The following is a 24,046-nucleotide window of genomic DNA, read 5'->3' as shown; positions in this document are numbered from 1 at the left end:
GGGGGCCCCGCCCGTGCACCCGGGCGGGGGCCGGGCGCCGGCCGGCCCGTCCCGCCTTCCCGAAGAAACCTGCGAAGCGGTTCCGGGCGGGCCGGCTCTGACGGCCCGTGACCGAACCGATCCTGATCCGCCGCGGGCTCGCCCTGGCGGCGCTGCTCCTGGCCTCCCTGCCCGCGGCGGCCGCCGCCGCACCGCTGACCATCGACGAGGCCATCCGTGCGGCCTGGTCGACCCACCCCCTGCTGCGGGCCTCCCAGGCGCAGGTGGAGGCCTCCCGCGCCGACGCCGACCGCGCCGGCCAGGCCCGCCTCCCCACGCTCTCCCTGGTGGCCCGCGCCGTCCGCACCGACGAGCCGATGATGGCCTTCGGGGTGCGCCTCGACCAGGGGCGCATCACCCAGGCCGACTTCGACCCGGCCAGGCTGAACGATCCGGCGGCCATCGGCGCCCTGGGCGGCGGGGTCTCGCTCCAGCTGCCGCTCTACATGGGGGGCCGGCTGGTGGCCGGCCAGCGCGCCGCCGGCGCGGCCGCCGACGCCGAGCAGGCCGACCACGCGCGCCGCCGCCTGGAGGTGGCGGCCCTGGTGGTGGAGGCCTACTTCGGCGCCCAGGCGGCCGAGCAGGGCATCCAGTGGGCCGACGACCTCGCGGCCCACGCCGCCGAGACCGAGCGCTTCGTCCGGGAGCGGGCGGCCCAGGGGCTGGCGCTCGACGCCGACCTGGCCCGCGCCGTGGCCTTCCGCGCCCAGGCCGAGGCCGAGCGCGCCGCGGCGGTGCAGCGGCGGGCCACGGCCCGCTCCGCCCTGGCCCTGCTGTCCGGGGCACCGGCCGGCGCCGCCGAGCTCACCAGCCCGGTGGGCGCGCTGCCGCCCGCGCCGGTCGCCGCCCCCGAGGCCCTGGGCGCCCGCCCCGACGTCCAGGCCGCCAGGCTGCGCGAGCGGGCCGCCACGGCCGGGGTCTCGGCGGCGCGCGGCGCGCTCCTGCCGTCCCTCTTCGCCCAGGCGAGCGCCGAGCTCTCCCGCACCCCAGACCTCTCGGAGGGCACCGCCTGGACCAGCCTGGGGCTGGTGGCGCGCTGGGACCTGTCGCTGGGCGACGCCGCGGCCCACCGCGCCGCCGCCGCGCGGGCCCGTGCCGCCGCCGAGGCCCGCGCCTACCGGGAGCTGGCCGCGGCCCGCGACCTGTCGGAGGCCGAGGTGGCCGAGGCCACCGCCGGCGCGCGGGTGCGCGCCGCCGAGGAGGCGGTGGCCGCCTCGGAGTCGGCCCGCACCCTCCGCGGCGCCCGCCACCGGCAGGGCCTCCTGCCGCTCACCGACGTCCTGGACGCCGAGGCCGGCCTGGCCGGCGCCCGCGCCCTCCTCCTCGCCAGCCGGGTGGAAGCCCGCCTCGCCCGGGCGCGCCACGCGCTCGCCCTCCACCAGCCCATCGAAGGACTGACGCCATGATCCGCCACCTGCTGCCCGCCGCGCTGCTCCTCGCCTCGCTCCAGCCCACCGCCCCGCGCGCCGCCACGGCGTCGCCCGCCGCCGCGCCGCCGGCCCGGGTCCACCTGGTGACCCTCGGCGTCGGCGCCTCGGCCGGCCAGGTGGCCGCCACCGCGGTGGCCGTCCAGCGGGCCACGGTGGCCACCCGGGTGGCGGCCACCGTCAAGGCCGTGCACGTCGCCGAGGGGGACCGGGTGAGCCAGGGGCAGCTGCTGGTCTCGCTGGGCGACGACGACGTCCGTGGGGCGCTGGCCGCCGCCGAGGCCGGCCAGGCCGCCGCGGCCGCCCACGAGCGCCGCCTGCGGGAGCTGCTGGCGGTGCGCGCCGCCACCCCGTCCGAGCTGGAGCTGGCGGTGGCCCAGCGGTCGCAGGCCGAGGCCGCCGTGGCCGCGGCCCGGGCCACCCTGGGGTACACCCAGGTGCGGGCCCCCTTCGCCGCCAGCGTCCAGGCCCGGCGCGTCGAGCCGGGCGACCTGGTCGGCCCGGGCCAGCCCATCCTGGAGCTGCAGGGCGAGGCCCTGGAGCTGACCGCCAGCCTCACCGAGGCCGAGGCGCGCGGCGTGGCCGTCGGCACGGCGCTGCGGTTCGCGAGCGACCAGGCCAGCGGCGAGGCGGTGGTGACCTCCCTGGCCTCGGGCGGCGACCCGCTGTCGCACCGGCGCGCCGTCCGGGCCCGGGTCCGCACGGTGGAGGGCGCCCTGCGCTCCGGCGCCTTCGCCCGGCTGACGCTGCCGGGCCGGCCCGCGGCCGCGGCCGCCTCGGCCGGCCAGGACGTGCTGGTGCCGCGCAGCGCCCTGGTGGAGCGCGGCGACCTCACCGGCGTCTTCGTGGCCAGGGACGGCCGGGCCGAGCTGCGCCTGGTGGCGCTGGGCGAGCCGGTCGGGGCGCTGGTGGCGGTGCGGGCCGGCCTGAAGGTCGACGAGGCCGTGGTGGACGCGCCGGGCGCGCTGCGGGACGGCCAGGCCATCGAGGTGCTGCCGTGAGCGGCGAGCCGCGGCTGGGGCTGGCCGGGCGGATGGCGCGCCCCTTCCTGCACTCCAAGCTCACCCCGGTCATCGTCCTCGCCTCCATCCTGCTGGGGGTGGTGGCGGTCACGCTGACGCCGCGCGAGGAGGAGCCGCAGATCATCGTCCCCATGGTGGACGTGATCGTGCCCTTCCCGGGCGCCGGCCCGGCCCAGGTGGAGAGCCAGGTGGTCACGCCGCTGGAGCGCCGCCTCTGGGGGCTGCCCGGCGTGGAGTACCTCTACAGCTCCAGCCGCGCCGACGTGGGCTTCGTCACCGTGCGCTTCAAGGTGAACGAGTCGATGGAGGCCAGCCTGGTGAAGGTGCACCAGGAGCTGAACGCCCACCCCGAGCTGGTGCCGGCCGGCACGCTCAAGCCCACGGTGCGGGCCCTCACCATCGACGACGTGCCCTTCCTGGCGGTGACCCTGCACGCCCGGGAGCCCCTGCCGCCCGGCGTGCTGCGCGGCCTGGCCGAGGAGGTGGCCCGCCAGCTCGCCGACGTGCCCAGCACCGCCCAGGTGCGGGTCATCGGCGGGGCCCGCCGCACCCTGCGGGTGGAGCCGGATCCGGACCAGCTGCGCGCCCGCGGCGTCTCGCTGGGCGAGGTCCACGCGGCGCTGCAGGGGGCGCAGGCCCAGCTGCCGGCCGGGGCCCTGGTGCAGGGCGGCCGGCGCACCGAGGTGGAGGCGCGCGGCTTCGCCCTCTCCGCCGGAGAGCTGGCGCGGGTGGTGGTGGCGGTGCGCGACGGCCGGCCGGTCTTCGTGGAGGACGTGGCCCAGGTGACCGACGGGCCGGAGCCCGACCCGGCCGTGGTGCTGACGGCCTCCAAGGAGCAGCCCGGCTTCGAGCAGGCCGCCACCGTGGTGGTGGCCAAGCGGCCCGGCACCAACGCCAGCGCCCTCTCCCACGCCGTGCTGGCCAAGCTGGACACGCTGCGCGGCCGCCTCATCCCGGCCTCGGTGGAGGCCACCGTCACCCGCGACTACGGCGAGACGGCGGCCGAGAAGTCGAACGAGCTCATCGAGCACCTGCTCATCGCCACCCTCTCGGTCATCGCCCTCATCATGCTGGCCATGGGCTGGCGCTCGGCCCTGGTGGTGGCGGTGGCGGTGCCGGTCACCCTGGCGCTCACGCTGGTGCTCACCTACCTGAACGGCTACACGCTCAACCGGGTCACGCTCTTCGCCCTGATCTTCTCCATCGGCATCCTGGTGGACGACGCCATCGTGGTGGTGGAGAACATCCACCGCCACCTCTACCTGCCCGGGCCGCGCCGCCCCTTCGCCCGCATCGTGCTGGACGCGGTGGACGAGGTGGGCAACCCCACCATCCTGGCCACCGTGGCGGTCATCGCCGCCATCCTGCCCATGGCGATGGTGCGCGGCCTGATGGGCCCCTACATGCGCCCCATCCCGGTGGGCGCCAGCGTGGCCATGGTCTTCTCGCTGGTCATCGCCTTCGTGGTGAGCCCGTGGGCCGCCATCCGCATCTTCCGCAAGGAGGCCCACCTGCCGGAGACCGACGCCTCCGGCCTGCACCCGTCCGACCCGGCCCGCGACGCCCCGGAGCCGGTGGCCGACCTGCCCTCGGCCCACCCGGAGAGCGAGCCGGAGGGGCGGCTGGCCCGCGCCGACCGGCGGGTCATCCGGCGGCTGCTGGGGAGCCCGGGCCTGCGCTGGGCCTTCCTGGGCGGCGTGGGCCTGCTGCTGGCCGCCGCGGTGGGGCTGCTCTTCGCCGGCGCGGTCAAGGTGAAGATGCTGCCCTTCGACAACAAGCGGGAGTTCCAGGTGCAGCTCGACCTGCCCGCCGGCGCGGCCCGCGAGGAGGCCCTGGCGCTGGGCCAGCAGGTGGCGCGGCGGCTGCTCGAGGAGGCCGAGGTCGAGAGCGTCCAGGTCCACTCCGGCGCGGCCGCCCCCTTCACCTTCGTCGGCATGGTGCGCCACTCCTTCATGCGCGAGGCGCCGGAGCAGGTGGACCTGCAGGTCAACCTGGTCGCCAAGGGCGACCGGAAGGCCTCCAGCCACGCCATCGCGGTGCGGGTCCGCCCCGAGGTGGAGCGGCTGGCCGGGCCCAGCGGCGCCAGGGTGAAGGTGGTGGAGATCCCGCCCGGTCCGCCGGTCATGGCCACCATGGTGGCCGAGATCTACGGCCCCACCGCGGTCGAGCGGGAGCGCCTGGCCGGCGAGGTGCGCCAGGCCTTCGACGCGGTGGACGGGGTGGTGGACGTGGACTCCACGCTCAACCCCACCGCCCCGCGCCTGCGCCTCACGGTGGACCGGGAGAAGGCGGCGCTGCACGGCGTCCAGCCGGCCCACGTGGTCCAGACCCTGGCCGCCGCCGGGTACGGCGCGCCGCTCGGCGCCTTCCACGGCGCCCGCGGCGCCTCGCTGGTGCCGGTGGTGCTGCAGCTGGCGCCGGCGCGGCTGAGCCGCCCGGAGGCGCTGCTGGGCCTCACCGTGCCCGGGGCGCGCGGCCTGGTGCCCATCTCGGAGCTGGTGCGGGTCGAGGCCGGCCACGCCGACGCCGAGCGCCAGCACAAGAACCTCATGCCGGTGGCCTACGTGACGGCCGACCTGGCCGGCGCCATCGAGAGCCCGCTCTACGCGCTGCTGGCGCTGGAGGAGAAGCTGGCCGGCCTGCGCGGCGACGACGGCCAGCCGGTGGCCCGCTTCGGGCTCGAGCACCCCAGCGACACCGAGCGCCCGGCGCTCAAGTGGGACGGCGAGTGGCACATCACGCTGGAGGTCTTCCGCGACCTCGGCATGGCCTTCGCCGCCGTCATCGTCCTCATCTACGTGCTCATGATCGGCTGGTTCCAGAGCTTCAAGATGCCGCTGGTGATCCTGGCGCCCATCCCGCTCTCGCTCATCGGCATCCTGCCGGCGCACGCGCTGGTGGGCTCCTTCTTCACCGCCACCAGCATGATCGGCTTCATCGCCGGCGCCGGCATCGTGGTGCGCAACAGCATCATCCTGGTGGACTTCGCCGAGCTGAAGCTGCGCGAGGGGATGCCGCTGGCCGCCGCGGTGGAGGAGGCGGTGCTGGTCCGCTTCCGGCCCATGGCGCTGACCGCGCTGGCGGTCATCGTCGGCTCGGCGGTCATGCTGGCCGACCCCATCTTCCAGGGGCTGGCGGTGGCGCTCATGTCGGGCGCGGTGGCGGCCACGCTGCTGTCGCGCTACGCCGTGCCGGTCATCTACTACATGCTGGCCCGCGGCGGCCGGGCCGCCGAGCTGCAGCGGGAAGGGGCCCTGGCCGCAGCCGCGGCCGAGGCGAACGGCGAGGCTCCGGCCGGGCCGGCGCCGGCCCAGGCGGCCTAGCAGCCCAGACGGGGCGCGTGGGGAGGAGAGGCGACCCACCGGTGGCCGCCGCCCGTCAGCCCGGCGGGCCATACTGCCGCCGCCGCGTCCCGCGGCGCCGGCCTTCCGGCCGGGGAGAGTGGGGGACCACATGTCCAGCGAGGACGACCTGAAGGCGGAGCTGGAGGCGCTCAAGGCCGAGAACGCGGCGCTCAAGGCGCGCGGCGGCAAGGCGATCTCCATGAAGGTGAGCGAGAAGGGGGCGGTCTCGGTCTACGGGCTCGGGCGCTTCCCGGTGACGCTCTACCAGGAGCAGTGGCTCAAGCTGCTCGAGCTGACCGACGAGCTCCGGGCCTTCATCAGGGAGAACGAGGGCCGGCTGAAGAAGAAGGAGTGACGGGGCGCGCTAGACTCCGCCCGTGCACGCCGAACCAGCCGCCGGCCCCGAGGCCGTGGAGCACGAGGCCCTGGAGCACGAGGGCCCCGCGCTCCCCGCGGCCGGGGTGGGCCCCCGGGCGCTGGCCGCCCTGCTCGACGCCCTGCTGGTCTTCCTGGCCTGGATCACCGGGCTGCTCCTCTACTCGGTGTCGGGCGACCTGATCACCGAGGTGAAGGCGCTCTCCTACGCGGGGCAGCTCGTGGCGGTGGCCGGGGTGCTGGCGGCCGGCTGGGGCTGGGACGTGGCCTGGGAGGTGCTGGCGCGCGGGCAGACGCCCGGGAAGCGGGCCATGGGGCTGCGGGTGGTGCGCGCCGACGGGTCGCCGGTGGGGCCGCTCGAGTCGCTGGTGCGCAACGCCCTCCGGGTGGTGGAGCTGCCGCTGGGGTACGCGCCGGCGGTGCTGCTGGTGGCCCTGGGCGGGCGGCGCCAGCGGCTCGGTGACCTGGTGGCGGGCACCCTGGTGGTGCAGGAGCGGCGCTACGACCTGTCGCGCTACGGCCCGCCGGCGGGCGCGGCGGCCAGGCTGCACGGTCGGCGCGGCGGTGCGGCGGTGCGGCTCTCCCCCACCGAGTTCGAGCGGCTGGTGGACTTCCTGGCGCGGCGGCCGGAGCTCGACCCCGGCCCCCGCGCCCGGCTGGCGGAGGCGCTGGCCACGGCGCTGGCGCGGCGCGCCGGCCTGGACGCCCCGCCGGCCGGCGAGGCCGAGGGGTTCCTCGAGGCCCTGGCGGCGCTGGCCGCGGAGGGCGGGTGAGCGCCGGCCGTCCGGCCTCCCCTGGCTCCGGCCAGGGGCGCGGCCGCGGCGTGGCGGCCTTCGTGCGCGCGCGGCGCGAGGGCTGGGAGCGGCTGGCCGCGCTGGCGGCCCGGGTGGAGGACGGCCGCCTGTCGCTGGCCGAGGTGGAGGAGCTCGACCGGCTCTACCGCCGGGCCGTCGGTGACCTGGCCCACGCCCGCACCGCCTTCCCCGCCACCGACGCCGAGGGCTACCTGGCGCAGCTGACGGCCGGCGCCGCCGCCGCGCTCTACCGCCGCCGCCGCCGCCCGGGCGCGGCGCTCCTGGCGCTCTATGCCCAAGAGGCGCCGGCCACCGCCCGGCGCCACGGGTGGGCGCTGGCGCTCTCCGCCGGCCTGCTGGCGGCCGGCGCGGCGGGGGGGGCGCTGGCCGTGGCGCTCGAGCCTGCCGCGGCCGCCTGGCTGGTGCCGGGTGCGGTGCGCACCTCGCTGGCGGCGGGCCGGCTCTGGACCGGCGACCTGCTCTCGGCCGCCCCGGGCCTGGCAGGTGGCGCCCTGCTCCGCAACAACCTGACCGTGGCGGCGCTGGCCTTCGCGCTCGGCCTGACCGGGGGCGTGGGCACCGCGGCCCTGCTGCTGGCCAACGGCCTCCTGCTGGGCGCGGTCTCGGCCGCGGTGCTCCAGGCCGGGCTGGGGCCGGGCTTCCTGGCCTTCCTCTCGGCGCACGGGCCGGCCGAGCTGTCGGCGCTGGTGCTGGCCGGGCAGGGGGGGTTCGTGCTGGCGCGCGGGCTGCTCAGGCCCGGCGAGTGGCCGCGGCGCGAGGCGGTGGCGGCAGGGGGCAGGGATGGGGCGCGGCTGCTGGCGGTGGCGGCGCCGGTGCTGCTGGTGGTGGCGCTGGTGGAGGCCACCGTCTCGCCGGCGCCCTGGTTCCCGGCGCCGGCCAAGGCCGCGCTCGGCCTGGGGCTGGCCGCCGCGCTGGCCGGCTACCTGTGGCGGGCCGGGCGGCCGGCGGCCACCGTCGCCACGGCGGCGGCGGCGCGGCGCCGCCTGACGAGGCGGCGGCGGACGCGCCTCGCGGGCGGCCGCCTGGTGCTCCTCCGCCTCCAGGCGGGCGAACCAGCGGGCCGCGCGGGCCTTCACCCCGGCCCACTGGATGGCATCCTCGGAGGCCTGCGGCAGGGTGGTGGGGGAGGCGGTGCGGACCGGCCCGCCGACCACCCGGGCGCCGGCCCCGCGCTGGAACACCTCGCCGTAGCAGGAGGCGTGGGTGCGCTGGCAGAAGGGGCACTGGTAGTAGCGGACGGTGCTGCCGGGCGCGGCCCAGCTCGTCATCGTGACCTGGCAGTGGGTGCACTCGACGGCGACGTCCATGGTGATGCCAGGTGATATCACCAGCTGGATCGGGGTCAAGAAAGCGACCGGAACCAAAGGAGGATCCGGCAGATCCCGGCGGGGGTGCGCTATGACGACGGCATGCCCACGGTCATCGACCTCGACGGTGTCCTGCTCGCGCCCGCGGCGGCGCGGATCCCGGTGCTGGACCGCGGCTTCCTGCAGGGCGACAGCGTCTACGAGGTGCTGCGCACCTACCGCGGCGTGCCCTTCGAGCTCGAGGCACACCTGGCGCGGCTGGCGCGCTCTGCCGCGCTGGCCGGGCTCGACCTGCCCTGGGCGGCGGAGCGGACCGGCCGCGAGATCGCCCGCACCGTGGCGGCCTCGCTGGGCGGGGACGCGCCCGATCCGGCGGCCGCCCCGTGGAACGAAGGCGAGCGGTCGGTGCGCGTTGTCATGACCCGGGGCGGCGGTGAGCAGGCGCCCGAGGTCCCGGCTGCGGCGGTGGTGATCGCCGAGGCGCTGCACGCCCCGCCGCTCGGCGCCTACCGGGACGGGGTGGCGCTGCTGGTGGTGGAGGCCGGGCGGGGGCCGGACGACCCGGCCGCCAAGACCGGGGCCCGCGGGGCCCACGTCCGGGCGCAGCGCGCCGCCCGTGCGGCCGGGGCCCACGAGGCGCTCTTCGTGGACGCGGCGGGCCGGGTCACCGAGGGCACCAGCTCCAACCTGTTCCTGGTGCGAGGCGGCCTGCTCCTGACGCCGCCGCTCGACGCGGGGATCCTGGAGGGCGTGACCCGGGGCGTGGTCCTCCGGCTGGCGGCGGCGGAGGGGGTGCGCGCCGAGGAGCGCCCGCTCACCACCGCCGACCTGGCCCAGGCCGACGAGCTCTTCATCACCTCGACGGCGCGCGAGATCCTGCCCGCCACGCGGCTGGGCGCCGCGGCGGTGGGCCAGGGCCGGCCCGGGCCGGTGACGGCGAGGTTGCACGCGGCCTTCCGCAGGCTGGCCGGCGGCGGCAAGGTAGACTGAGCCGGATGATCCGCCCCGGCCGCGCGCTCGCGCTCCCGCTCCTGGTGCTCGCGCTGGCCTGCGCGACGGTCACGGAGGCGTCCAGGGAGGTCCCGGCGCCGGTCGCGGCCTCGTCACCGGCCGCGGTGCCCCCTCACCCCGGCCCTCTCCCCCAGCAAGCTGGGGGAGAGGGTGTACAGGGCGCGGCGACCCCGACCCCGACCTCGACCGCGACCCCGACCCCGACCCCGACCCCGACCCCGACCGCGACCGCGACCTCGACCGCAGTGCCCCCTCACCCCGGCCCTCTCCCCCAGCAGGCTGGGGGAGAGGGTGTGCAGGGCGCGGCGACCCCGCCAGTGCCCTCCTTCCTCCCCCCCGGGATCCTCTCCAACCTCCCTCCGCCGCTCCCGCCACCCGATCCACCGCCCGACCTCACCCCGCTCCCCACCTCGCTCGAGCAGGCGGATCCGCTCGAGCTCCTCTGGAGCCACCGGCTCGAGCTCGGGCCAGGCGGCCAGCCGCTGGTCACCATCCGGATCACCGAGGGCCAGCAGGCGCTCTCGCTCAGGCCACTGGGCCCGGCCCGCCTGTCGCTCCGCGGCGGGGGCGTGCTGGAGCTCCCGGCCGGCGCGGCGCTCACCTTCCGGCTGCGACACGCCGCCCCGGCGCGGCTCGACCACGCCCCCCTGCTCGGCGAGGCGGTCCGGGCCGACCGCGCCGGGCTCGAGCCGGCCCGGCGCGAGTGGACCGGCCGCGGCGTGGCGCTGCGCACCCGGCTGGTGGGCGGCGTCTACGGCCTGGGCGGGCGGGTGGTGGACAACCGGCGCGAGCTCCTGCTGGCGGCGGGCGACGGCTCGAGGGCGGGCGCGGCGGCCCAGGCCGCCGACCTGGAGGCCCGCGCTGGCCAGCGGGTGCCGCTCCACGCCGAGCTGGTGGAGCGGCCGCGCGGCACGCTGCAGGTCTTCGGCGAGGCCGGCCTGCTGGGCGAGGCCGACCTGGTGGCGGCGCTGGACGTGGCGGGCGACGCCGGGGCGGCGGTGGAGGCGGTGGCCCACGGCCTCGACGGCCGGGCGGCCCGCGAGGACCGACGCTACCGCGGCCGCCTGCTGGTCACCGTCGACGCCGGCGGGGCGCTGGCGCTGGTGAACCTGCTGCCGCTCGAGGCGCTGCTGAGAGGCCTGGTCCCCTCCGAGATGCCGGCCGGGTCGCCGCTGGAGGCGCTCAAGGCGCAGGCCGTCACGGCCCGCTCCAACGTGCTGGCGCAGATCGGCACCCGCCACCTGGGCGATCCGTACCTGCTCTGCGCCGAGGTCCACTGCCAGGCCTACCGCGGCACCGGCGCCGAGACCCTCAGGACCGACGAGGCGGTGCGCGCCACCGCCGGCGAGGCGCTCTTCGGCCGCGCCGACCGCACCCTGGTGGACGGGGTCTACTCCGCCATGTGCGGTGGCCACGGCGAGGACGCCCACCTGGTGTGGGGCGGCGGGCCGCGCCCGGGGCTGGGCGGCCATCCGGACCTGCCGGCGGCGCTCCAGCCGATCTGGGGCGGGGGGCTGCGCGACGAGTCCCGGCTGCGCGACTTCCTGGCCGCACCGCCCGACGCCTGGTGCGCCCGCCCGGCGGCGGCCCGCCGCGACCGCTTCCGCTGGGAGCGGCGCTTCGCCCCGGCCGATCTCGACGGCCTGGCGGCGCCGCTGGGGGTGGGCCGGGTGCGAGGGCTGGCGCCGCTGGCGCGCGGGGTCTCCGGGCGGGTGCTCACCCTGCGGGTGGAGGGGGAGCTCGCGGACGCCGAGGTGCGGGGGGAGCTCACCATCCGCCGGCTGCTGAAGAACCTGCCCTCGTCGATGTTCGTGGTGGACCGCGAGGGGGCGGAGACCGTGCTGCGCGGCGGGGGGTGGGGCCACGGCGCCGGCATGTGCCAGTGGGGCGCCATCGGTCGGGCCGAGGCCGGGCAGGACTACCGGCGCATCCTGGAGGCGTCCTTCGAGGGCGCCGAGGTCGGCCGGATCCACTGAAGCGAATCCACTGGAGCGAACGGCGTCACGCGCCCGGGGCGCGGGCCGGCGGCGCGGCCGGGTCCGCCGCGGCTACCGGGCTGGCCCGGCCGCCACCTCGCCGGGCCAGTTCACGAGGCCCTGCAGGTCGTAGACGGCGGTGAAGCCGAGGGAGCGCAGCGCCGCCGCCGCGAGGGCGGTGCGCCGGCCGGTGCGGCAGTACAGGAGCACGGGCTTCTCGCGGGGGCCGACCTCGGCGGCGCGGGCCGCCACCTGATCGAACGGGAGGAGGCGGGCGCCGGGGATGTGCCCTCCCTCGAACTCGGCCGGGGTGCGGACGTCGAGCACGGTGGCGCCCTCGGCCACCAGCCGCGCCGCGGTGGGGCCGTCCACCAGCCCCGGGGGCGGCAGGCCGGGGGCAGACAGGGCGAGGGCGAGCGCGAGGGCGACGGCGGTGGGCATGGTGGCTCCTTGGCCAGTGGGAGCCAGGCGGCGCCAGGCGGATTCGGGTCGGCACTCGGGCGGGGGCTCCCGGCCGGGTCACCCGGCCGGCCCGGGCGCCAGCCGGTGCGTCAGGCCCGCCAGGCCCTGGAGGAATCCCGCCTGGCCCGGTGCGGGGCTTCCCTCACGGCCCCTGCGGGGGCGCCGCGCCGCCGGGGGGCCGGGGCCCGTCCAGGCGGAGCGCGCCGCCTGGCCGCCTCCTGCGCAGGGCCAGCAGCGCCGCGCCGCCGGTCAGCAGGGCCAGCGCCGCCAGGATCCACTCCAGGATGCCGATGCGCCAGAGCAGCAGGGCGCCGGCGGCGTCCAGCCCGGGCGCGGCCGACGCCAGGCCGGTCTGGTGGGCGCGCCAGGCCATGAAGCCGGACACCAGCAGGAGGAGGGCGGCGCGCAGCACCAGGCGAGGGCGGGACATTCGCACGGGCGCGTGATGCCACGCCCGGGCTATGCTGCGCAACCCTATGAAGCGGATCTGCGTCTTCTGCGGCGCCTCGCCGGGCCGCGACCCCCGGTACGTCGAGGCCGCCCGCGCGCTCGGGCGCGAGCTGGTGGAGCGAGGCCTGGAGCTGGTGTACGGCGGCGGCTCGGTGGGGCTGATGGGCCAGGTGGCAGACGCCGTCCTGGCCGCCGGCGGACGGGTCACCGGCGTCATCCCCGAGGTGCTCCAGATCCGCGAGCTGGCCCACCGCGGCCTCACCGACCTCAGGGTGGTGGCCTCCATGCACGAGCGCAAGGCGCTGATGGCCGAGCTCTCCGACGGCTTCGTGGCGCTGCCGGGCGGCATGGGCACCCTGGAGGAGCTGGCCGAGGTGCTCACCTGGGCCCAGCTGGGGCTGCACCAGCGGCCGGTGGGGCTGCTCGACGTGGCGGGCTACTACGCCCCGCTCATCGCCTTCTTCGACCAGGCCGAGGCCGCCGGCTTCCTGCGCGCCGAGCACCGGCGCCTGCTGCTGGTGGGGCGCCAGCCCGGGGCGCTGCTGGAGACGCTGCGGGCCTTCAGGCCGGACGGCCCGGTGGAGCGGCTCATCGACCGGGCCACCAGCTGAGCCAGGCCCCCGCCGCGGCGCCCGGCGCCGACACCCCAGCCACCGCCGTGACCACCCCGACCACCCCACCACCCTGGCCCCTGCGGGCGCTCGACGCCCTGGCCTCGCGGCCCCGCCTGGTGGTGCTGCTGGCGGCGGTGCTGCCCTTCCTGGGCACCCTGCAGAACCCTCCCATCCTGGACGACGGCTGGGCGGCGCTCGACAACCCGCTCACCTGGAGCCTCCGGAACGTGGGGCGCATCTTCCGCGAGCTCTACGGCTTCGCCGGGGAGCCCTCGGTGCGAGGCCCCTACCGCCCGCTCACCACGCTCAGCTACGCGCTCGACTACGCGGTGCACGGGCGGTGGACCCCGGGCTACCACCTGGTGAACGTGGCGCTGCACGGCCTGGCCAGCCTGCTGGTCCTGGCGGTGGCGCGGCGCCTGGCCGCGGCGGCCTGGCCGCAGGAGGCCGGTGGCCCGGGGCGCGCGGCCCGGGTGGCGCTGCTGGCCGGGCTCCTCTTCGCCGTCCACCCGGCCCACGTGGAGGCGGTGGCCTCCATCTTCGGCCGGACCGAGCCGCTCTCCACCTCCTTCGCGCTGGGTGCGCTCCTGCTGGCGCTGGGCCGACGCGGCGCCGCCTGGCGGCTCCCCGCCGCGCTGCTGGTGCTGGTGGCGGGGGTGCTCTCCAAGGAGGTGGCCATCGTCACGCCGGGGATCTTCCTGGTGATCGCCGTGGCCCTCCCGGCGGCGGCGGGCTTCGAGGTCCGGCCCGGGCTGCGCGGCGCGGCGCCGAGGCGGGCCCTGGCCGAGGCGGCCGCCGTGGCCGGGCTGCTGGCCACCGCGCTGGTACCCTACCTGCTGGCGCGCGGTCCCGTGCTGGGGGTGGCGCCCGAGGCGCGCTGGTTCCCGGTGGGCACGCCCGCGGCGCACGTGGCCCTCACCATGAGCCGGGTGCTGGGCGAGTACCTGCGCATCCTGGCCTTCCCCGCCTTCCTGGGCGGCGACTTCGCCTACGCCGCCCGCCTGCCCACGCTGACCGGCCCCACCGCTGGCTTCGCGCTGGCCACCGCGGCCTGGCTGGCCACGCTGGCGGCCGGGCTGCTGCTGCTCCGGCGCGCCCCGCTGGCCGCGGCCGGCCTGCTCTGGATCTTCCTGCCGCTCCTGCCCGTCCTGCAGGTCATCCCGGTGGGCGTGCTGCTGGCCGAGCGGCTGCTCTACCTGCCCTCGGTCGGCTTCTGCCTGGCGGTGGCGGCGGCGCTCGGCGGGTGGCTCGGCCGGGGCCCGGCCGCCGCCCGCGCGGCCGCGGCCGGGCTGGCCCTGGTGGCGGCCCTGGCCGGGCGCACCGTGGCGCGCACCCTGGACTGGCGCACCGCCGTGGCCTACTGGGAGGCCGAGCTGGCCACCGCGCCGCGCGAGGTGGTGGTCAACAACAACCTGGCGGTGGCCTACCTGGCGCGCGGCCGCTTCGCCGAGGCGGTGGAGCGGCTGCGGGTGGTGCTCGAGGTCCACCCGCGCTACTGGCGGGCCCACATCAACATGGGGCTGGCGCTGCAGTCCCTGGGCGACAAGGCGGCGGCCCGGCGGGCCCTCGAGGCGGCGCTGCCCCTGGCGCCCGAGTCGACCGATCCGCCCTTCTACCTGGCCCGCTTCCTGGGGCAGGAGGGGGACCGCCCGGAGGCGCTGCGGCTGCTGGCCGGGGCGCGACGCCTGCGGCCCGAGCAGGCCAGGCTGCCGCTCCTGGAGGGAGAGCTCCTCCTCGAGCTCGGCCGCGTGGAGGAGGGGCGGACGGCGCTGCGCGAGGCGGCCAGGCTCGATCCGGGCGACCAGCGCGCTCGCCAGCTCCTGGAGCGGACCGGCGGGCCCTGACGGGCCCAGCACCGCGGTGGCGCCCGGCCGGGGCGGGTGCGCCGGGGAGATCGGGGGGGAGGAGCGAAGCGCCCCCCCGGGAGCGTGGACGCCGCCGCCCGGCCTGTCAGGATCAGCCACTGGAGGCTCCCCATGCTGACCCTGGCCCAGGTGGCGCTGGTCGCGCTGCTCGTCACCGCCGACTCCGGCTACGACACCGTCTTCCTGCAGAACGGCGGCCGCCTGCGCGGCACGGTGGTGGAGGAGACCCCGGCCAGCGGGGTCACCATCCAGATCCCCGGCGGCCAGCTCCGCACGGTGCCGCCGGCCGAGATCTTCCGCATCGAGTACCGCGACGGGTCGCTGGGCCTGCTCGGGGCCACGCTCACGCCGCCGCCGACCCCGACCCCGACCCCGACCTCGACCTCGACCCCGACCTCGACCTCGACCTCGACCTCGACCTCGACCCCGACCCCGACCCCGACCTCGACCTCGACCTCGACCCCGACCTCGACCCCGACCTCGACCTCGACCTCGACCTCGACCTCGACCCCGACCCCGACGGCCGAGAGCCCCGCCGCCCCGCCGCAGGCGGAGCTGAGCCCGGCCCAGCCCTCGCCGCCAGCGTTCCACCCGGCCGCGCCGGACGGTTGGCCGGGGCCCGCCGCGCCGCCGGGACCGTTCGGCTTCGCCCCCGGCCGCTGGATGTTCGCCTTCGGCTTCGGGGTCGCCTCGCCCACCGGCGAGGCCGAGCCGGGCCTTCCCATGGAGGATCTCCACCTCGCCCAGGTCCTGATCCAGACCGAGGCCGGCCTGCGCTTCACGCCCCGGGTCATGGGCAGCCTGGTGCTCGACCTCGGGTTCGGCGAGACCGCCACGGCGCTGCGCGCCCGGTGCCGCTTCGACGGCGGCACCGACTGCAGCAGCTTGACGGCCCGCTTCGGCGTGCAGCTCCGCTACGCCTTCACCCCCTTCGAGCCGAGCACGCCCTGGATCTCGGTGGGCACCGGCTTCGAGAGCAGCGCGGTGGGCTACGACTCGGCCGACAGCTCCGACTACCTGGCCTACAGCGGCTGGGAGTACCTGCGGCTGGGCGCCGGCTTCGACTTCCGCAGCACCCCGTCGTTCGGCTGGGGGCTCTTCCTCGGCGCCGGGTTCGGCCGCTACGACGAGGTGGACGAGGGCGCCGGGGACCTCGCGCTGCCGCGCACCGCCGTGCACGGCTGGCTCCAGGCCGGGGTGCGGGTCATCCTGTTCCCCTGAGCGGCCCGCGGCCCCGGCCTAGAGCCGGGCCCGGCGCAGCCGCAGGGCGTTGGTGATCACCGTCACCGAGCTGAAGCTCATGGCGGCGCTGGCGATCATGGGCGAGAGCACCAGCCCGGTGAAGGGGTAGAGCAGGCCGGCCGCCAGCGGCACGCCGGCGGCGTTGTAGGCGAAGGCCCAGAAGAGGTTCTGCCGGATGTTGCGCATGGTGGCGCGCGACAGGCGGCGGGCCCGCACCAGCCCGGCCAGGTCGCCCTTCACCAGGGTGACGCCGGCCGACTCCATGGCCACGTCGGTGCCGGTGCCCATGGCGATGCCCACGTCGGCCGCCGCCAGCGCCGGGGCGTCGTTGATGCCGTCGCCGGCCATGGCCACCACCCGGCCGGCCTGCTTGTAGCGGGCCACCACCGCCGCCTTCTCGGCCGGCAGCACCTCGGCCTCCACCTCGGTGATGCCGAGGCGCCGGGCCACGGCCAGCGCCGAGGTGCGGGCGTCGCCGGTGACCATCACCACCGTGAGCCCCTCGGCCTGCAGGGCCCGCACCATCTCGGCCGCGCCCGGCTTGACGGGGTCGGCCGCCAGCAGCAGCCCGGCGGGCCGGCCGTCCACCGCCACCAGCACCGCGGTGCCGCCCTCGGCCCGCAGCGCCTCCGCCTCGGCGAGCAGCGGCGCCACGTCCACGCCCAGGCTGACGAGGAACGGGGCCGTCCCCAGCGCCACCTGGCGGCCGTCCACCCGGCCCGCCACCCCGCGCCCCGGCTCGGCCTGGAAGTCGCCGGCCTCGCCCAGCGCCACCCCGCGGGCGGCCGCGCCGGCCACCACCGCGGCCGCCAGCGGGTGCTCCGAGCCGCGCTCCAGCGCCCCGGCCAGGCGCAGCAGCCCCGCCTCGTCGTGGGGCGGCAGCGCCACCACCCGGACCAGCTCGGGCCGTCCGGCCGTCAGGGTGCCGGTCTTGTCCACCAGCAGCACCTGCACCTGCTCCAGCCGCTCCAGCGCCTCGGCGCTCTTGATGAGCACGCCGGCGCTGGCGCCGCGCCCGGTCCCCACCATGATGGCCATGGGGGTGGCCAGGCCCAGGGCGCAGGGGCAGGCGATGATCAGCACCGCCACCGCCGCCACCACCCCGTGGGCCAGCCGCGGCTCGGGCCCGAGCCAGGCCCACAGCGAGAAGGCCAGCGCCGCCGAGGCCACCACCGCGGGCACGAACCAGCCGGAGACCACGTCGGCCAGCCGCTGGATGGGGGCGCGGCTGCGCTGCGCGTCCATCACCATGCGGACGATCTGCGCCAGCAGGGTGTCCTGGCCCACCCGCTCGGCCCGCACCAGCAGCCCGCCGGTGCCGTTCTGGGTGGCCCCGGTGACCCGGGCCCCCGCGCCCTTCTCCACCGGCATGGGCTCGCCGGTCACCATGGACTCGTCCACCGTGGAGGCGCCGGAGACCACCAGGCCGTCCACCGGCACCTTCTCGCCCGGGCGGACCCGCAGGAGGTCGCCCACCTGCACCTGGGTCACCTCCACGTCGGCCTCGCTGCCGTCGGGCGCCACCCGCCGGGCCGTCCTGGGCGAGAGGCGCAGGAGCGCCCGGATGGCGCCGGAGACCCGGCTGCGGGCCTTGAGCTCCAGCATCTGGCCCAGGCAGACCAGCTCGACGATGACCGCCGCCGACTCGAAGTAGAGCGGCGGGGCGCCGTGCTCCAGGTACGCGGCCGGGAAGGCGCCTGGGGGCAGCAGCACGGCCGCGGCGCTGAAGAGGAAGGCGGCGGCGGTGCCGATCCCGATCAGCGTGAACATGTTGAGCTTCCAGGTCCGCACCGAGAGCCAGGCGCGCTCGAAGAAGGGCCAGCCGCCCACCAGCACCACCGGCGCCGCCAGCGCGGCCTGCAGCAGGCCGAAGGTGCGGGCGCCCAGGGCGTGGCGCACCGCCATGCCGCTCGACATGTCGCCCATGGCCACCGCCAGCAGCGCCAGGGTGGGGGCCAGCCCCCACCAGAAGCGGCGGGTCATGCTGGTCAGCTCCGGGTTGGGGGGCTCCTCGGCGGAGGGCATGCCGCCCAGCACCATCGGCTCGAGCCCCATGCCGCAGGTCGGGCAGGGCACCGGGGTCTGCTCCTTCACCTCCGGGCACATGGGGCAGACCCAGACCACCTCGGCGCCGGGGGGCGCGGCCGGCGCGGGCGGGGGCGGCGCCGGCTCACCCGGCCGGCGGGCCAGGAAGGGCGCCGGATCGGCGCTGAACCTGGCCAGGCACTTCGGGTTGCAGAAGGAGTAGGTGACGCCCTGGTGCTCCCACTGGCCGCCCTTCGGCGCCCGGGGGTTCACCTCCATGTGGCAGACCGGATCGAGGGCGAACCAGCGCTCCGGCTCGGCCTGGAAGCGGCCCCGGCAGGCGGCCGAGCAGAAGTGGTAGCGGTACCGGCCGCGCTCCACCGTGCCGCCGGCCGGCGCGGCCGGGTCGACCGCCGCGCCGCAGACGGGGTCGCAGGTGGGCGCCGACGCCGCAGCGGCCGCCGCGGGCGCGGCGCTGGGGGTGGGCTCCATGGCGGGCGGCTCCGTCGGTGAGGGGCGGATCTACCCCGCGGCGCCCGGTGGCGCCAGCCGCGCCGGGGCCGTCAGCGGCCGCAGTCCTCCATGCAGGCCACCAGCCCGTGCAGCACCGGCTCGGCCACCCGGTAGCGCGGCGTCCCCTCGCCGGGCTCGGGCCGGACCAGGCGGTGCTCCAGCAGCGGCCTGAGGTGGCGCGCCACCTGGGCCGGCGTCAGCTTGAGCCGGGCGGCCAGCTCGGCGCCGCTGGCCTCGCGCTCGCAGAGGGCCGCCACCAGGCGCAGCCGGTCCGGGTGGGCCAGCGCCTTCACCACCTCGGCGGCCCGCGTGGCGCGGGCGCTGTCGTCGCGCAGGCGGGCCATGGGCTACTTGGCGGCGCCCGCCACCCGCTTCAGCGCGCCCTCGATGGAGTCCGGCGCGCAGCGGATGCCCATGAAGCTGTGCGCCCCCATCATGGAGAGGTCGGGGAAGTTCACCGCGATGCGGAACTTGGCGTGCAGGGCCAGGACCTGGCCGCCCGAGACCAGCAGGTCGTAGGGCAGGTGGCCGGTGGAGCGGAGCGGCTTGAAGTCGATCTCCTTCATGACGCTGGCGTCGCCGCCGCAGCCGTCGGTCAGCGCCACGCCGAAGAGCACGTCCTCGGTGCCCGGCAGGTCGATGCGCGAGACCTTGCTGGCGCCGCCGCGCCTGGCGGCCAGGCCGGCCTCCACCGCCGCCACCGCCTCGGCGTGCGACGGGAAGCTGGCGATGGTCACCGGCTCGTCGAAGTAGGGCATGCCGAACATGTAGTGGTAGCCCTTGAGCTGCTTGGGGCTCTTGGGATCCGACGGGCCGTACTCCTCCACCCGGCCCAGCGCGGCCTCGAGCTTCCTGGCCTGGCTGGAGAGGTCGGTCTTCATCCGGTAGGCGAACTGCATGTAGACCGGGTTGGTGTAGGCCACCTGCACCTCGTCGCCGACCGTGGTGACGGTGACGCGCTGGGCGGCGCCGTAGGACGCGCCGGGCACCGCCGCGGCGGCGGCCTTGAGCAGGTCGCTGGTGACCACCAGCACGGTGGCCTCCGGGTAGGGCTGGTAGCTGCCGGCGATCTGGAAGCCGGCCGCGCCGAGCTTGGCGCGCACCTCGGCCACCAGGGGGGCCGGGTCGCCGGCGCCGCGCGAGGCCAGCACGAAGGGCTTGAGGGCGTCGGCCGCCAGGGCGGGCAGGGCGGCGAGCGCGAGCAGGACGGCGACGGCGCGGCGAAGGGTCATGGCGCGGCTCCGCAGGGGAGGGCGGTGGGGAAGGCGAGAGGAGCGGGAGGTGAGCCCCGCCGCCGCGACCCCGCTCGGGGCCGCGGCGACGGGTGAGGGCGGACTAGAACTTCCAGGCCAGGCCGGCGTCGAAGGACAGCTGCGACATGGCCGTCTCGTAGGAGAGCAGGCCCTGCTGCGGGTTGGAGCCCTTCAGGGTGGTCTTGGGCGAGTAGGTCCCGGCCAGGTTCACCGCCAGGGCGTCGCTGAAGGCCCAGCCCAGGCCGAGGCTGACGTGGTGCTCGGCCACGGCCGGGAAGGCGATGTTCTCGAAGGCGCGCGACGGGTCGAGCGGGTTCTCGGCGTAGTTGTAGCCGGCGCGGATGGTGAGCGCGTCGGTGGCGTCGACCGCCACGCCGACCTTGTAGACCACCTGGTCGGACCAGGTCAGGTTGAAGGGCATCGAGCCGGTCAGCGAGGTGTCGTTGGTGAACTTCGGCTGGTTGGGGCCGTTGGTCTTGGACCACTCGATGAGCTGCACGTCGACGGCCAGCAGGAAGGCCGGCACGACGCGCCAGGCGGCGCCGATGGACGCCACCGCCGGCTGGTTGAACTTGAGGGTGTCGACGCCGCCGGGGAAGTTGACCGGGTTGCCCAGGGGATCCGCGCCCGGGTGCGCCGGGATGGTGAACTCGAACTCCTGGAAGTAGCTCTCGGTCTCGTAGGCCAGGCCGATGGTGAAGTCCTTCACAGGCGTGAACTTGGCGCCGACGGTGGCGCCGACCCCGAAGGAGTTGGCCGCGTCGTGCGGCAGCTGGCCGAAGCCGCTGGCCACGTCGTACTCCATCTGGGCCCACATGGCGTTCAGGGTCACGCCGAACGACAGCGCGTCGGAGACCTTGTAGGCCAGCGCCGGCGCCAGCCGGAGCTGCTGGTAGGAGGTGAGGGTGGAGCCGTTGTAGAGGTTGGTCTTGTAGTCCACGCCCATGCCGCCCACGCCGTAGGCGCCGACGCCGGCGGTGAAGCCCGCGCCGAGCGGCAGGACCACGCCGATGTTGGGGATGAAGGAGGGGCCGCGGTCGGTCTCGAAGGTGGCGCCGTCCTGGTTGACGAAGGGCGGGTTCGGCGGCGGCACGCTGGTGGCCTTGTACTCGGGCGACGGCGCGAAGTAGGTGACGTTCACGTCGAGGCGGCGGCCCAGCTCGGTCAGGCCGGCCGGGTTGGTGACGGCGGCCGAGGAGTCCAGCGTGGCGCCGACGCCGACGCCGCCCATGCCGTTCTGCACGGCGCCGAAGCCGGTCATGCGCATGCCGTTGGTGGCCAGCGCGGGAAGGGCCAGCGCAGCCAGGAGGGCGGCGGCCAGGAAGCGAAGCGATCTCGTCATGGAGGGAACCCCGGGTGAAGGTGAACGGACGCCGTCCTCCTAGCGTGCGCCGTGCCGAAGTCTGGTGGTCGTGATTCCAGGGACTTGGCCGGTTGCATCGCACGGAAGCAACTCAACGTTGCAACGTGACGTAACGTTACGGAAACGTTTTGTCTCTCACTTCGGGTGAAGGCCACCCGGGGGGGGCGGCCTTCCGTCCAGGCCACGGCGCAGGCTCAGCGGCTCAGTCCGAGCTCCCGCATCCAGCGCCACAGGGTGGTGCGGGAGACGCCCAGCGAGGCGGCGGCCTGGGCCATGCGCCAGCGGCTGTCGGCCAGCGCCGAGGCCAGCGCCTCGCGCGTCGGCGGCTCGCCGCGCGGCCGGTCTGGTCCCGAGGATGGCCGGGTGACCGCGCCGGCGCCGAGGCCGGGCAGGGGAGTGTCGTCCGCCCAGGCGGGCGACGCGGGGTAGCCGGCCGGCACCGCCGCCCGGGTCGTTCCGGCCGGGGGCTCCGCGCGACCCCGTGCGTGCTCCGGCCGCGCTTCCGGGGCCCGGATGGTCACCTCCGGCGGCAGGTCCTCCGGCTGCAGGGTCTGGCCGGTGGCCACCGTCACGGCGTACTCCAGCGCGTTCTCCAGCTCGCGCACGTTGCCGGGCCAGTGGTGGTCGAGCAGGGCCTTGAGCGCCTCGGGGGAGAAGCGCAGGGCCCGCCCGCTGCGGGCGCCCACCCGCGCCAGGAGGTAGCGGGCCAGCGGCTCCACGTCCTCGCGCCGCACCCTGAGCGGCGGGATGTCGATGGGGAAGACCCGCAGCCGGTAGTAGAGGTCCTCGCGGAAGCGCTTCTCCTCCACCGCCCGCCGCAGGTCCCGGTGGGTGGCGGCGATGATGCGCACGTCGGCGGTCACCGGGTGGCTCTCGCCCACCCGCTCGAAGGTGCGCTCCTGCAGGGCGCGCAGCAGCTTGGCCTGCAGGTGGAGCGGCAGGTCGCCGACCTCGTCGAGGAACAGCGTGCCGCCGGCCGCCAGCTCGAAGCGCCCCACCCGGTCGCGCACCGCCCCGGTGAAGGCGCCGCGCACGTGGCCGAAGAGCTCGGTCTCCAGCAGGGCGTCGGGCAGGGCGGCGCAGTTGACGGCCACGAAGGGGCCGCGGCGCCGCGGCGAGTGGTCGTGGATGGCCTGGGCCAGGAGCCCCTTGCCGGTGCCGCTCTCGCCCGAGAGGAGCACGGTGGCCTCCGAGTGCTCCAGCCCCTGGACCAGGCGCAGCACCCGGGTCATGGCGTGCGAGCGGGCGATCAGGCCACCGAAGGCGGTGGGCGCGCTGCCCCGGGTGGCCTCGTCGTCGTCGGAGGGCCGGAGCACCACCAGGTAGGCGGCCTCGGGGCCGCAGGCGTCGCCCGGCTCGTGGCGCAGCGGCGCGGCCGACACCGAGCAGAGGCGGGTGCCGGAGGGGGCCACCGGCAGCCAGGCCCGCCACCCCTCGCGCCGCTCGCCGGCCAGCAGGGCCTGCCGGAGCGGGCCGGCCGGTCCGAGCAGCTCCTGGCCCAGCAGCGCCTCCACCGGGCGGCCGGCCCAGGCCGCCGCCGCCCCAGGCCCGAGCAGGGCGTCGAGGGCGCCCGACACCTGCAGGATCTGGAGCCGCTCGTCGAGCGCCAGGCAGACCCGCCCGAGCGACCCGAACGCCACGCTCACCGCCGAGAAGGCGGCCCGCTGCGCGTCGGCGGTGGTGGTGGCGGTCACGGGCGCTCGGCTTCGCCGTCCAGCGCCAGGCGCAGCCGCTCGCGCACGCCACCCGGCAGCGCCGTGGCCCGCGCCAGGTGGGCGCGCAGCGCGCGCACCGTGGTGGTGAACTCGCCGCCGAAGCGGGTGCAGCCCTCGCAGCCGCGCAGGTGCGCCTCCACCTGCCCGCGCGCCGCCGCCGGCAGGTCGCCGTCCAGGTAGTCGGAGAGCAGCGCCAGCACCTCGCTGCAGGAGAGTCCGGCGACCACCTGCTCGTCTCGTGGGCTCGTCATGGCGAGATCTCCTCGAGCGGGTGGCCGAGGATGGCCTCGACCCGCTCCTTCAGCTCCAGCCGGGCCCGGTGCAGCCGGCTCTTCAAAGCGGGCAGCCCGAGGCCGAGCACCTCGGCCGCCTCGGCCCCGGTCAGCCCCTCGACGTCGCGCAGCAGCAGGAGCTCCCGGGCCTCGGCCGGCAGCCCGGCCAGCGCCTGCTCCAGGGCCCGCCCCTGCTGTCGCGCCACCGCCTGGGCCTCGGCGTCGGCCGCCTCGGCGGGCAGCCGCTCGGCCTCCTCCAGCGGGGCGTGGCGCTCGGGCTCCCCGGCGCGCCGCCGGCCGCGACGCCGGCAGGCGTGCAGCACCACCTGGAACAGCCAGGTGCGCGGCGCGGCGTCCCCGCGGAAGCCGGCCGCGCCGCGCCAGGCGGCCAGCAGGCCGTCCTGCAGGGCGTCCTCGGCGTCACGGGCCGAGGCGCACTGGCGCCCGGCGAAGCGCAGCAGGGCGGCGCCGTGGCGCTCGACCAGCAGGTCGAAGGCCGCGCGATCGCCGCCGGCGCAGCGCCCCACCAGCCCTCGGTCGTCCGCCACCTGTGGCATGTCCATGAGCCGGTCCAATCACCCCTGAGAGTCGCAGGGGTCACCCGAGGATTCCACCACGTCCCGGCGGGGGCGTCAGGAATCCTGCCCCGGTCCGCCGGACTCTCCACCGTCAACGGAGGAAACACACAATGACCAACGAAGGCACCATCGACCGCGCCGTCCGCATCGTCCTCGGCCTCGGGCTCCTGTCCCTGGTCTTCATCGGCCCCCAGTCGCCGCTGGGCTGGATCGGCCTGGTGCCGCTGGCCACCGGCCTGATCGGCTTCTGCCCGCTCTACAAGCTGGTGGGGCTGAACACCTGCCCGCTGCCGAAGAAGTAGGTGCCGCGCCGGCGCCCGCCTGCGGACGCCCCGAAGCGACCGGAGCCGCGACCCGGGGGAGGTCCCCCGAGCCGCG

Annotated in this window: 21 protein-coding genes; 12 read left to right on the top strand and 9 right to left on the bottom strand. The window is 77.0% G+C overall.

The window, feature by feature from the left end:
* Nucleotides 1–107: 107 nt before the first annotated feature.
* The 8 genes from IPO09_19485 (at nucleotide 108) to IPO09_19450 (ending at nucleotide 11,316) form a co-directional block, all read left to right on the top strand.
* A complete protein-coding gene (locus IPO09_19485) occupies nucleotides 108–1,445 on the top strand; it encodes a TolC family protein (GenBank protein ID MBK9519475.1) in 1,338 nt (445 codons plus the stop codon).
* Nucleotides 1,442–2,467, top strand: coding sequence for an efflux RND transporter periplasmic adaptor subunit (locus IPO09_19480; GenBank protein ID MBK9519474.1), 1,026 nt, complete (start codon nucleotides 1,442–1,444; stop codon nucleotides 2,465–2,467). Before IPO09_19485 ends, IPO09_19480 begins: the two co-directional genes overlap by 4 nt.
* Before the next feature lie 32 nt (nucleotides 2,468–2,499).
* Nucleotides 2,500–5,811 carry an efflux RND transporter permease subunit gene (locus tag IPO09_19475; GenBank protein ID MBK9519473.1) on the top strand — a complete coding sequence of 1,104 codons (3,312 nt, stop codon included), beginning with the start codon at nucleotides 2,500–2,502 and terminating at the stop codon, nucleotides 5,809–5,811.
* A 130-nt stretch (nucleotides 5,812–5,941) separates the two neighbouring features.
* Complete coding sequence (locus IPO09_19470; GenBank protein MBK9519472.1) at nucleotides 5,942–6,187, top strand: hypothetical protein; 246 nt, start codon at nucleotides 5,942–5,944, stop codon at nucleotides 6,185–6,187.
* Between the two features lie 22 nt (nucleotides 6,188–6,209).
* Nucleotides 6,210–6,980: an RDD family protein gene (locus IPO09_19465; protein MBK9519471.1), complete on the top strand. Its 771-nt coding sequence runs from the start codon at nucleotides 6,210–6,212 to the stop codon at nucleotides 6,978–6,980.
* Nucleotides 6,977–8,344 carry a stage II sporulation protein M gene (locus IPO09_19460; protein MBK9519470.1) on the top strand — a complete coding sequence of 456 codons (1,368 nt, stop codon included), beginning with the start codon at nucleotides 6,977–6,979 and terminating at the stop codon, nucleotides 8,342–8,344. Before IPO09_19465 ends, IPO09_19460 begins: the two co-directional genes overlap by 4 nt.
* A gap of 87 nt (nucleotides 8,345–8,431) precedes the next feature.
* Entirely contained in the window at nucleotides 8,432–9,319 is an 888-nt protein-coding gene (locus IPO09_19455) for an aminotransferase class IV (GenBank protein MBK9519469.1), read from the top strand.
* A 5-nt stretch (nucleotides 9,320–9,324) separates the two neighbouring features.
* Entirely contained in the window at nucleotides 9,325–11,316 is a 1,992-nt protein-coding gene (locus IPO09_19450) for a SpoIID/LytB domain-containing protein (GenBank protein ID MBK9519468.1), read from the top strand.
* Nucleotides 11,317–11,388: 72 nt separating this feature from the next.
* Here IPO09_19450 and IPO09_19445 read toward each other — a convergent pair whose 3' ends face one another.
* Nucleotides 11,389–11,757: a rhodanese-like domain-containing protein gene (locus IPO09_19445; GenBank protein ID MBK9519467.1), complete on the bottom strand. Its 369-nt coding sequence runs from the start codon at nucleotides 11,755–11,757 to the stop codon at nucleotides 11,389–11,391.
* 163 nt (nucleotides 11,758–11,920) lie between these two features.
* Nucleotides 11,921–12,208, bottom strand: coding sequence for a hypothetical protein (locus IPO09_19440; GenBank protein MBK9519466.1), 288 nt, complete (start codon nucleotides 12,206–12,208; stop codon nucleotides 11,921–11,923).
* Nucleotides 12,209–12,254: 46 nt separating this feature from the next.
* Between IPO09_19440 and IPO09_19435 the strand changes: the two genes are divergently transcribed.
* The 3 genes from IPO09_19435 (at nucleotide 12,255) to IPO09_19425 (ending at nucleotide 15,928) form a co-directional block, all read left to right on the top strand.
* The gene (locus tag IPO09_19435; protein MBK9519465.1) at nucleotides 12,255–12,839 is read left to right on the top strand and encodes a TIGR00730 family Rossman fold protein; all 585 of its coding nucleotides are present in this window, start codon (nucleotides 12,255–12,257) and stop codon (nucleotides 12,837–12,839) included.
* A 47-nt stretch (nucleotides 12,840–12,886) separates the two neighbouring features.
* Nucleotides 12,887–14,686, top strand: coding sequence for a tetratricopeptide repeat protein (locus tag IPO09_19430; GenBank protein ID MBK9519464.1), 1,800 nt, complete (start codon nucleotides 12,887–12,889; stop codon nucleotides 14,684–14,686).
* Between the two features lie 132 nt (nucleotides 14,687–14,818).
* Nucleotides 14,819–15,928 carry a hypothetical protein gene (locus tag IPO09_19425; protein ID MBK9519463.1) on the top strand — a complete coding sequence of 370 codons (1,110 nt, stop codon included), beginning with the start codon at nucleotides 14,819–14,821 and terminating at the stop codon, nucleotides 15,926–15,928.
* Between the two features lie 18 nt (nucleotides 15,929–15,946).
* Here IPO09_19425 and IPO09_19420 read toward each other — a convergent pair whose 3' ends face one another.
* From IPO09_19420 to IPO09_19390, 7 genes are all read right to left on the bottom strand, one after another.
* Nucleotides 15,947–18,466: a heavy metal translocating P-type ATPase gene (locus tag IPO09_19420; GenBank protein ID MBK9519462.1), complete on the bottom strand. Its 2,520-nt coding sequence runs from the start codon at nucleotides 18,464–18,466 to the stop codon at nucleotides 15,947–15,949.
* Between the two features lie 71 nt (nucleotides 18,467–18,537).
* Complete coding sequence (locus IPO09_19415; GenBank protein MBK9519461.1) at nucleotides 18,538–18,831, bottom strand: winged helix-turn-helix transcriptional regulator; 294 nt, start codon at nucleotides 18,829–18,831, stop codon at nucleotides 18,538–18,540.
* A 3-nt stretch (nucleotides 18,832–18,834) separates the two neighbouring features.
* A complete protein-coding gene (locus IPO09_19410) occupies nucleotides 18,835–19,719 on the bottom strand; it encodes a hypothetical protein (GenBank protein ID MBK9519460.1) in 885 nt (294 codons plus the stop codon).
* A gap of 103 nt (nucleotides 19,720–19,822) precedes the next feature.
* Nucleotides 19,823–21,082 (bottom strand): outer membrane protein transport protein, encoded by a 1,260-nt coding sequence (locus tag IPO09_19405; GenBank protein ID MBK9519459.1) that lies wholly within the window; start codon nucleotides 21,080–21,082, stop codon nucleotides 19,823–19,825.
* Nucleotides 21,083–21,297: 215 nt separating this feature from the next.
* Complete coding sequence (locus IPO09_19400) at nucleotides 21,298–22,797, bottom strand: sigma 54-interacting transcriptional regulator (GenBank protein MBK9519458.1); 1,500 nt, start codon at nucleotides 22,795–22,797, stop codon at nucleotides 21,298–21,300.
* On the bottom strand, nucleotides 22,794–23,069 hold the full coding sequence (locus tag IPO09_19395) for a zf-HC2 domain-containing protein (GenBank protein MBK9519457.1): 276 nt from the start codon (nucleotides 23,067–23,069) through the stop codon (nucleotides 22,794–22,796). Before IPO09_19395 ends, IPO09_19400 begins: the two co-directional genes overlap by 4 nt.
* Nucleotides 23,066–23,653, bottom strand: a complete 588-nt coding sequence (locus IPO09_19390) for an RNA polymerase sigma factor (GenBank protein ID MBK9519456.1) — start codon at nucleotides 23,651–23,653, stop codon at nucleotides 23,066–23,068. The genes IPO09_19395 and IPO09_19390 overlap by 4 nt, the downstream gene beginning before the upstream one ends.
* 125 nt (nucleotides 23,654–23,778) lie before the next feature.
* On the opposite strand from IPO09_19390, the gene IPO09_19385 reads away from it, so the two are divergent.
* Nucleotides 23,779–23,970, top strand: coding sequence for a DUF2892 domain-containing protein (locus IPO09_19385; protein MBK9519455.1), 192 nt, complete (start codon nucleotides 23,779–23,781; stop codon nucleotides 23,968–23,970).
* Nucleotides 23,971–24,046 lie beyond the last annotated feature (76 nt).

Origin of the sequence: Anaeromyxobacter sp. (assembly GCA_016718565.1) — a bacterium.
GTDB lineage: Bacteria > Myxococcota > Myxococcia > Myxococcales > Anaeromyxobacteraceae > JADKCZ01.
The sequence above is the reverse complement of the archived record's forward strand: the minus strand, read 5'-3'. Positions and strand labels throughout refer to the sequence as shown.

Excerpts from the sequence above, each read along its gene's own strand:
- IPO09_19480 (MBK9519474.1), top strand. The coding sequence starts at position 1,442 with ATGATCCGCCACCTGCTGCCCGCCGCGCTGCTCCTCGCCTCGCTCCAG.
- IPO09_19475 (MBK9519473.1), top strand. The coding sequence starts at position 2,500 with ATGGCGCGCCCCTTCCTGCACTCCAAGCTCACCCCGGTCATCGTCCTC.
- IPO09_19470 (MBK9519472.1), top strand. The coding sequence starts at position 5,942 with ATGTCCAGCGAGGACGACCTGAAGGCGGAGCTGGAGGCGCTCAAGGCC.
- IPO09_19455 (MBK9519469.1), top strand. The coding sequence starts at position 8,432 with ATGCCCACGGTCATCGACCTCGACGGTGTCCTGCTCGCGCCCGCGGCG.
- IPO09_19450 (MBK9519468.1), top strand. The coding sequence starts at position 9,325 with ATGATCCGCCCCGGCCGCGCGCTCGCGCTCCCGCTCCTGGTGCTCGCG.
- IPO09_19445 (MBK9519467.1), bottom strand. The coding sequence starts at position 11,757 with ATGCCCACCGCCGTCGCCCTCGCGCTCGCCCTCGCCCTGTCTGCCCCC.
- IPO09_19440 (MBK9519466.1), bottom strand. The coding sequence starts at position 12,208 with ATGTCCCGCCCTCGCCTGGTGCTGCGCGCCGCCCTCCTCCTGCTGGTG.
- IPO09_19435 (MBK9519465.1), top strand. The coding sequence starts at position 12,255 with ATGAAGCGGATCTGCGTCTTCTGCGGCGCCTCGCCGGGCCGCGACCCC.
- IPO09_19425 (MBK9519463.1), top strand. The coding sequence starts at position 14,819 with ATGCTGACCCTGGCCCAGGTGGCGCTGGTCGCGCTGCTCGTCACCGCC.
- IPO09_19420 (MBK9519462.1), bottom strand. The coding sequence starts at position 18,466 with ATGGAGCCCACCCCCAGCGCCGCGCCCGCGGCGGCCGCTGCGGCGTCG.
- IPO09_19415 (MBK9519461.1), bottom strand. The coding sequence starts at position 18,831 with ATGGCCCGCCTGCGCGACGACAGCGCCCGCGCCACGCGGGCCGCCGAG.
- IPO09_19410 (MBK9519460.1), bottom strand. The coding sequence starts at position 19,719 with ATGACCCTTCGCCGCGCCGTCGCCGTCCTGCTCGCGCTCGCCGCCCTG.
- IPO09_19405 (MBK9519459.1), bottom strand. The coding sequence starts at position 21,082 with ATGACGAGATCGCTTCGCTTCCTGGCCGCCGCCCTCCTGGCTGCGCTG.
- IPO09_19395 (MBK9519457.1), bottom strand. The coding sequence starts at position 23,069 with ATGACGAGCCCACGAGACGAGCAGGTGGTCGCCGGACTCTCCTGCAGC.
- IPO09_19390 (MBK9519456.1), bottom strand. The coding sequence starts at position 23,653 with ATGGACATGCCACAGGTGGCGGACGACCGAGGGCTGGTGGGGCGCTGC.
- IPO09_19385 (MBK9519455.1), top strand. The coding sequence starts at position 23,779 with ATGACCAACGAAGGCACCATCGACCGCGCCGTCCGCATCGTCCTCGGC.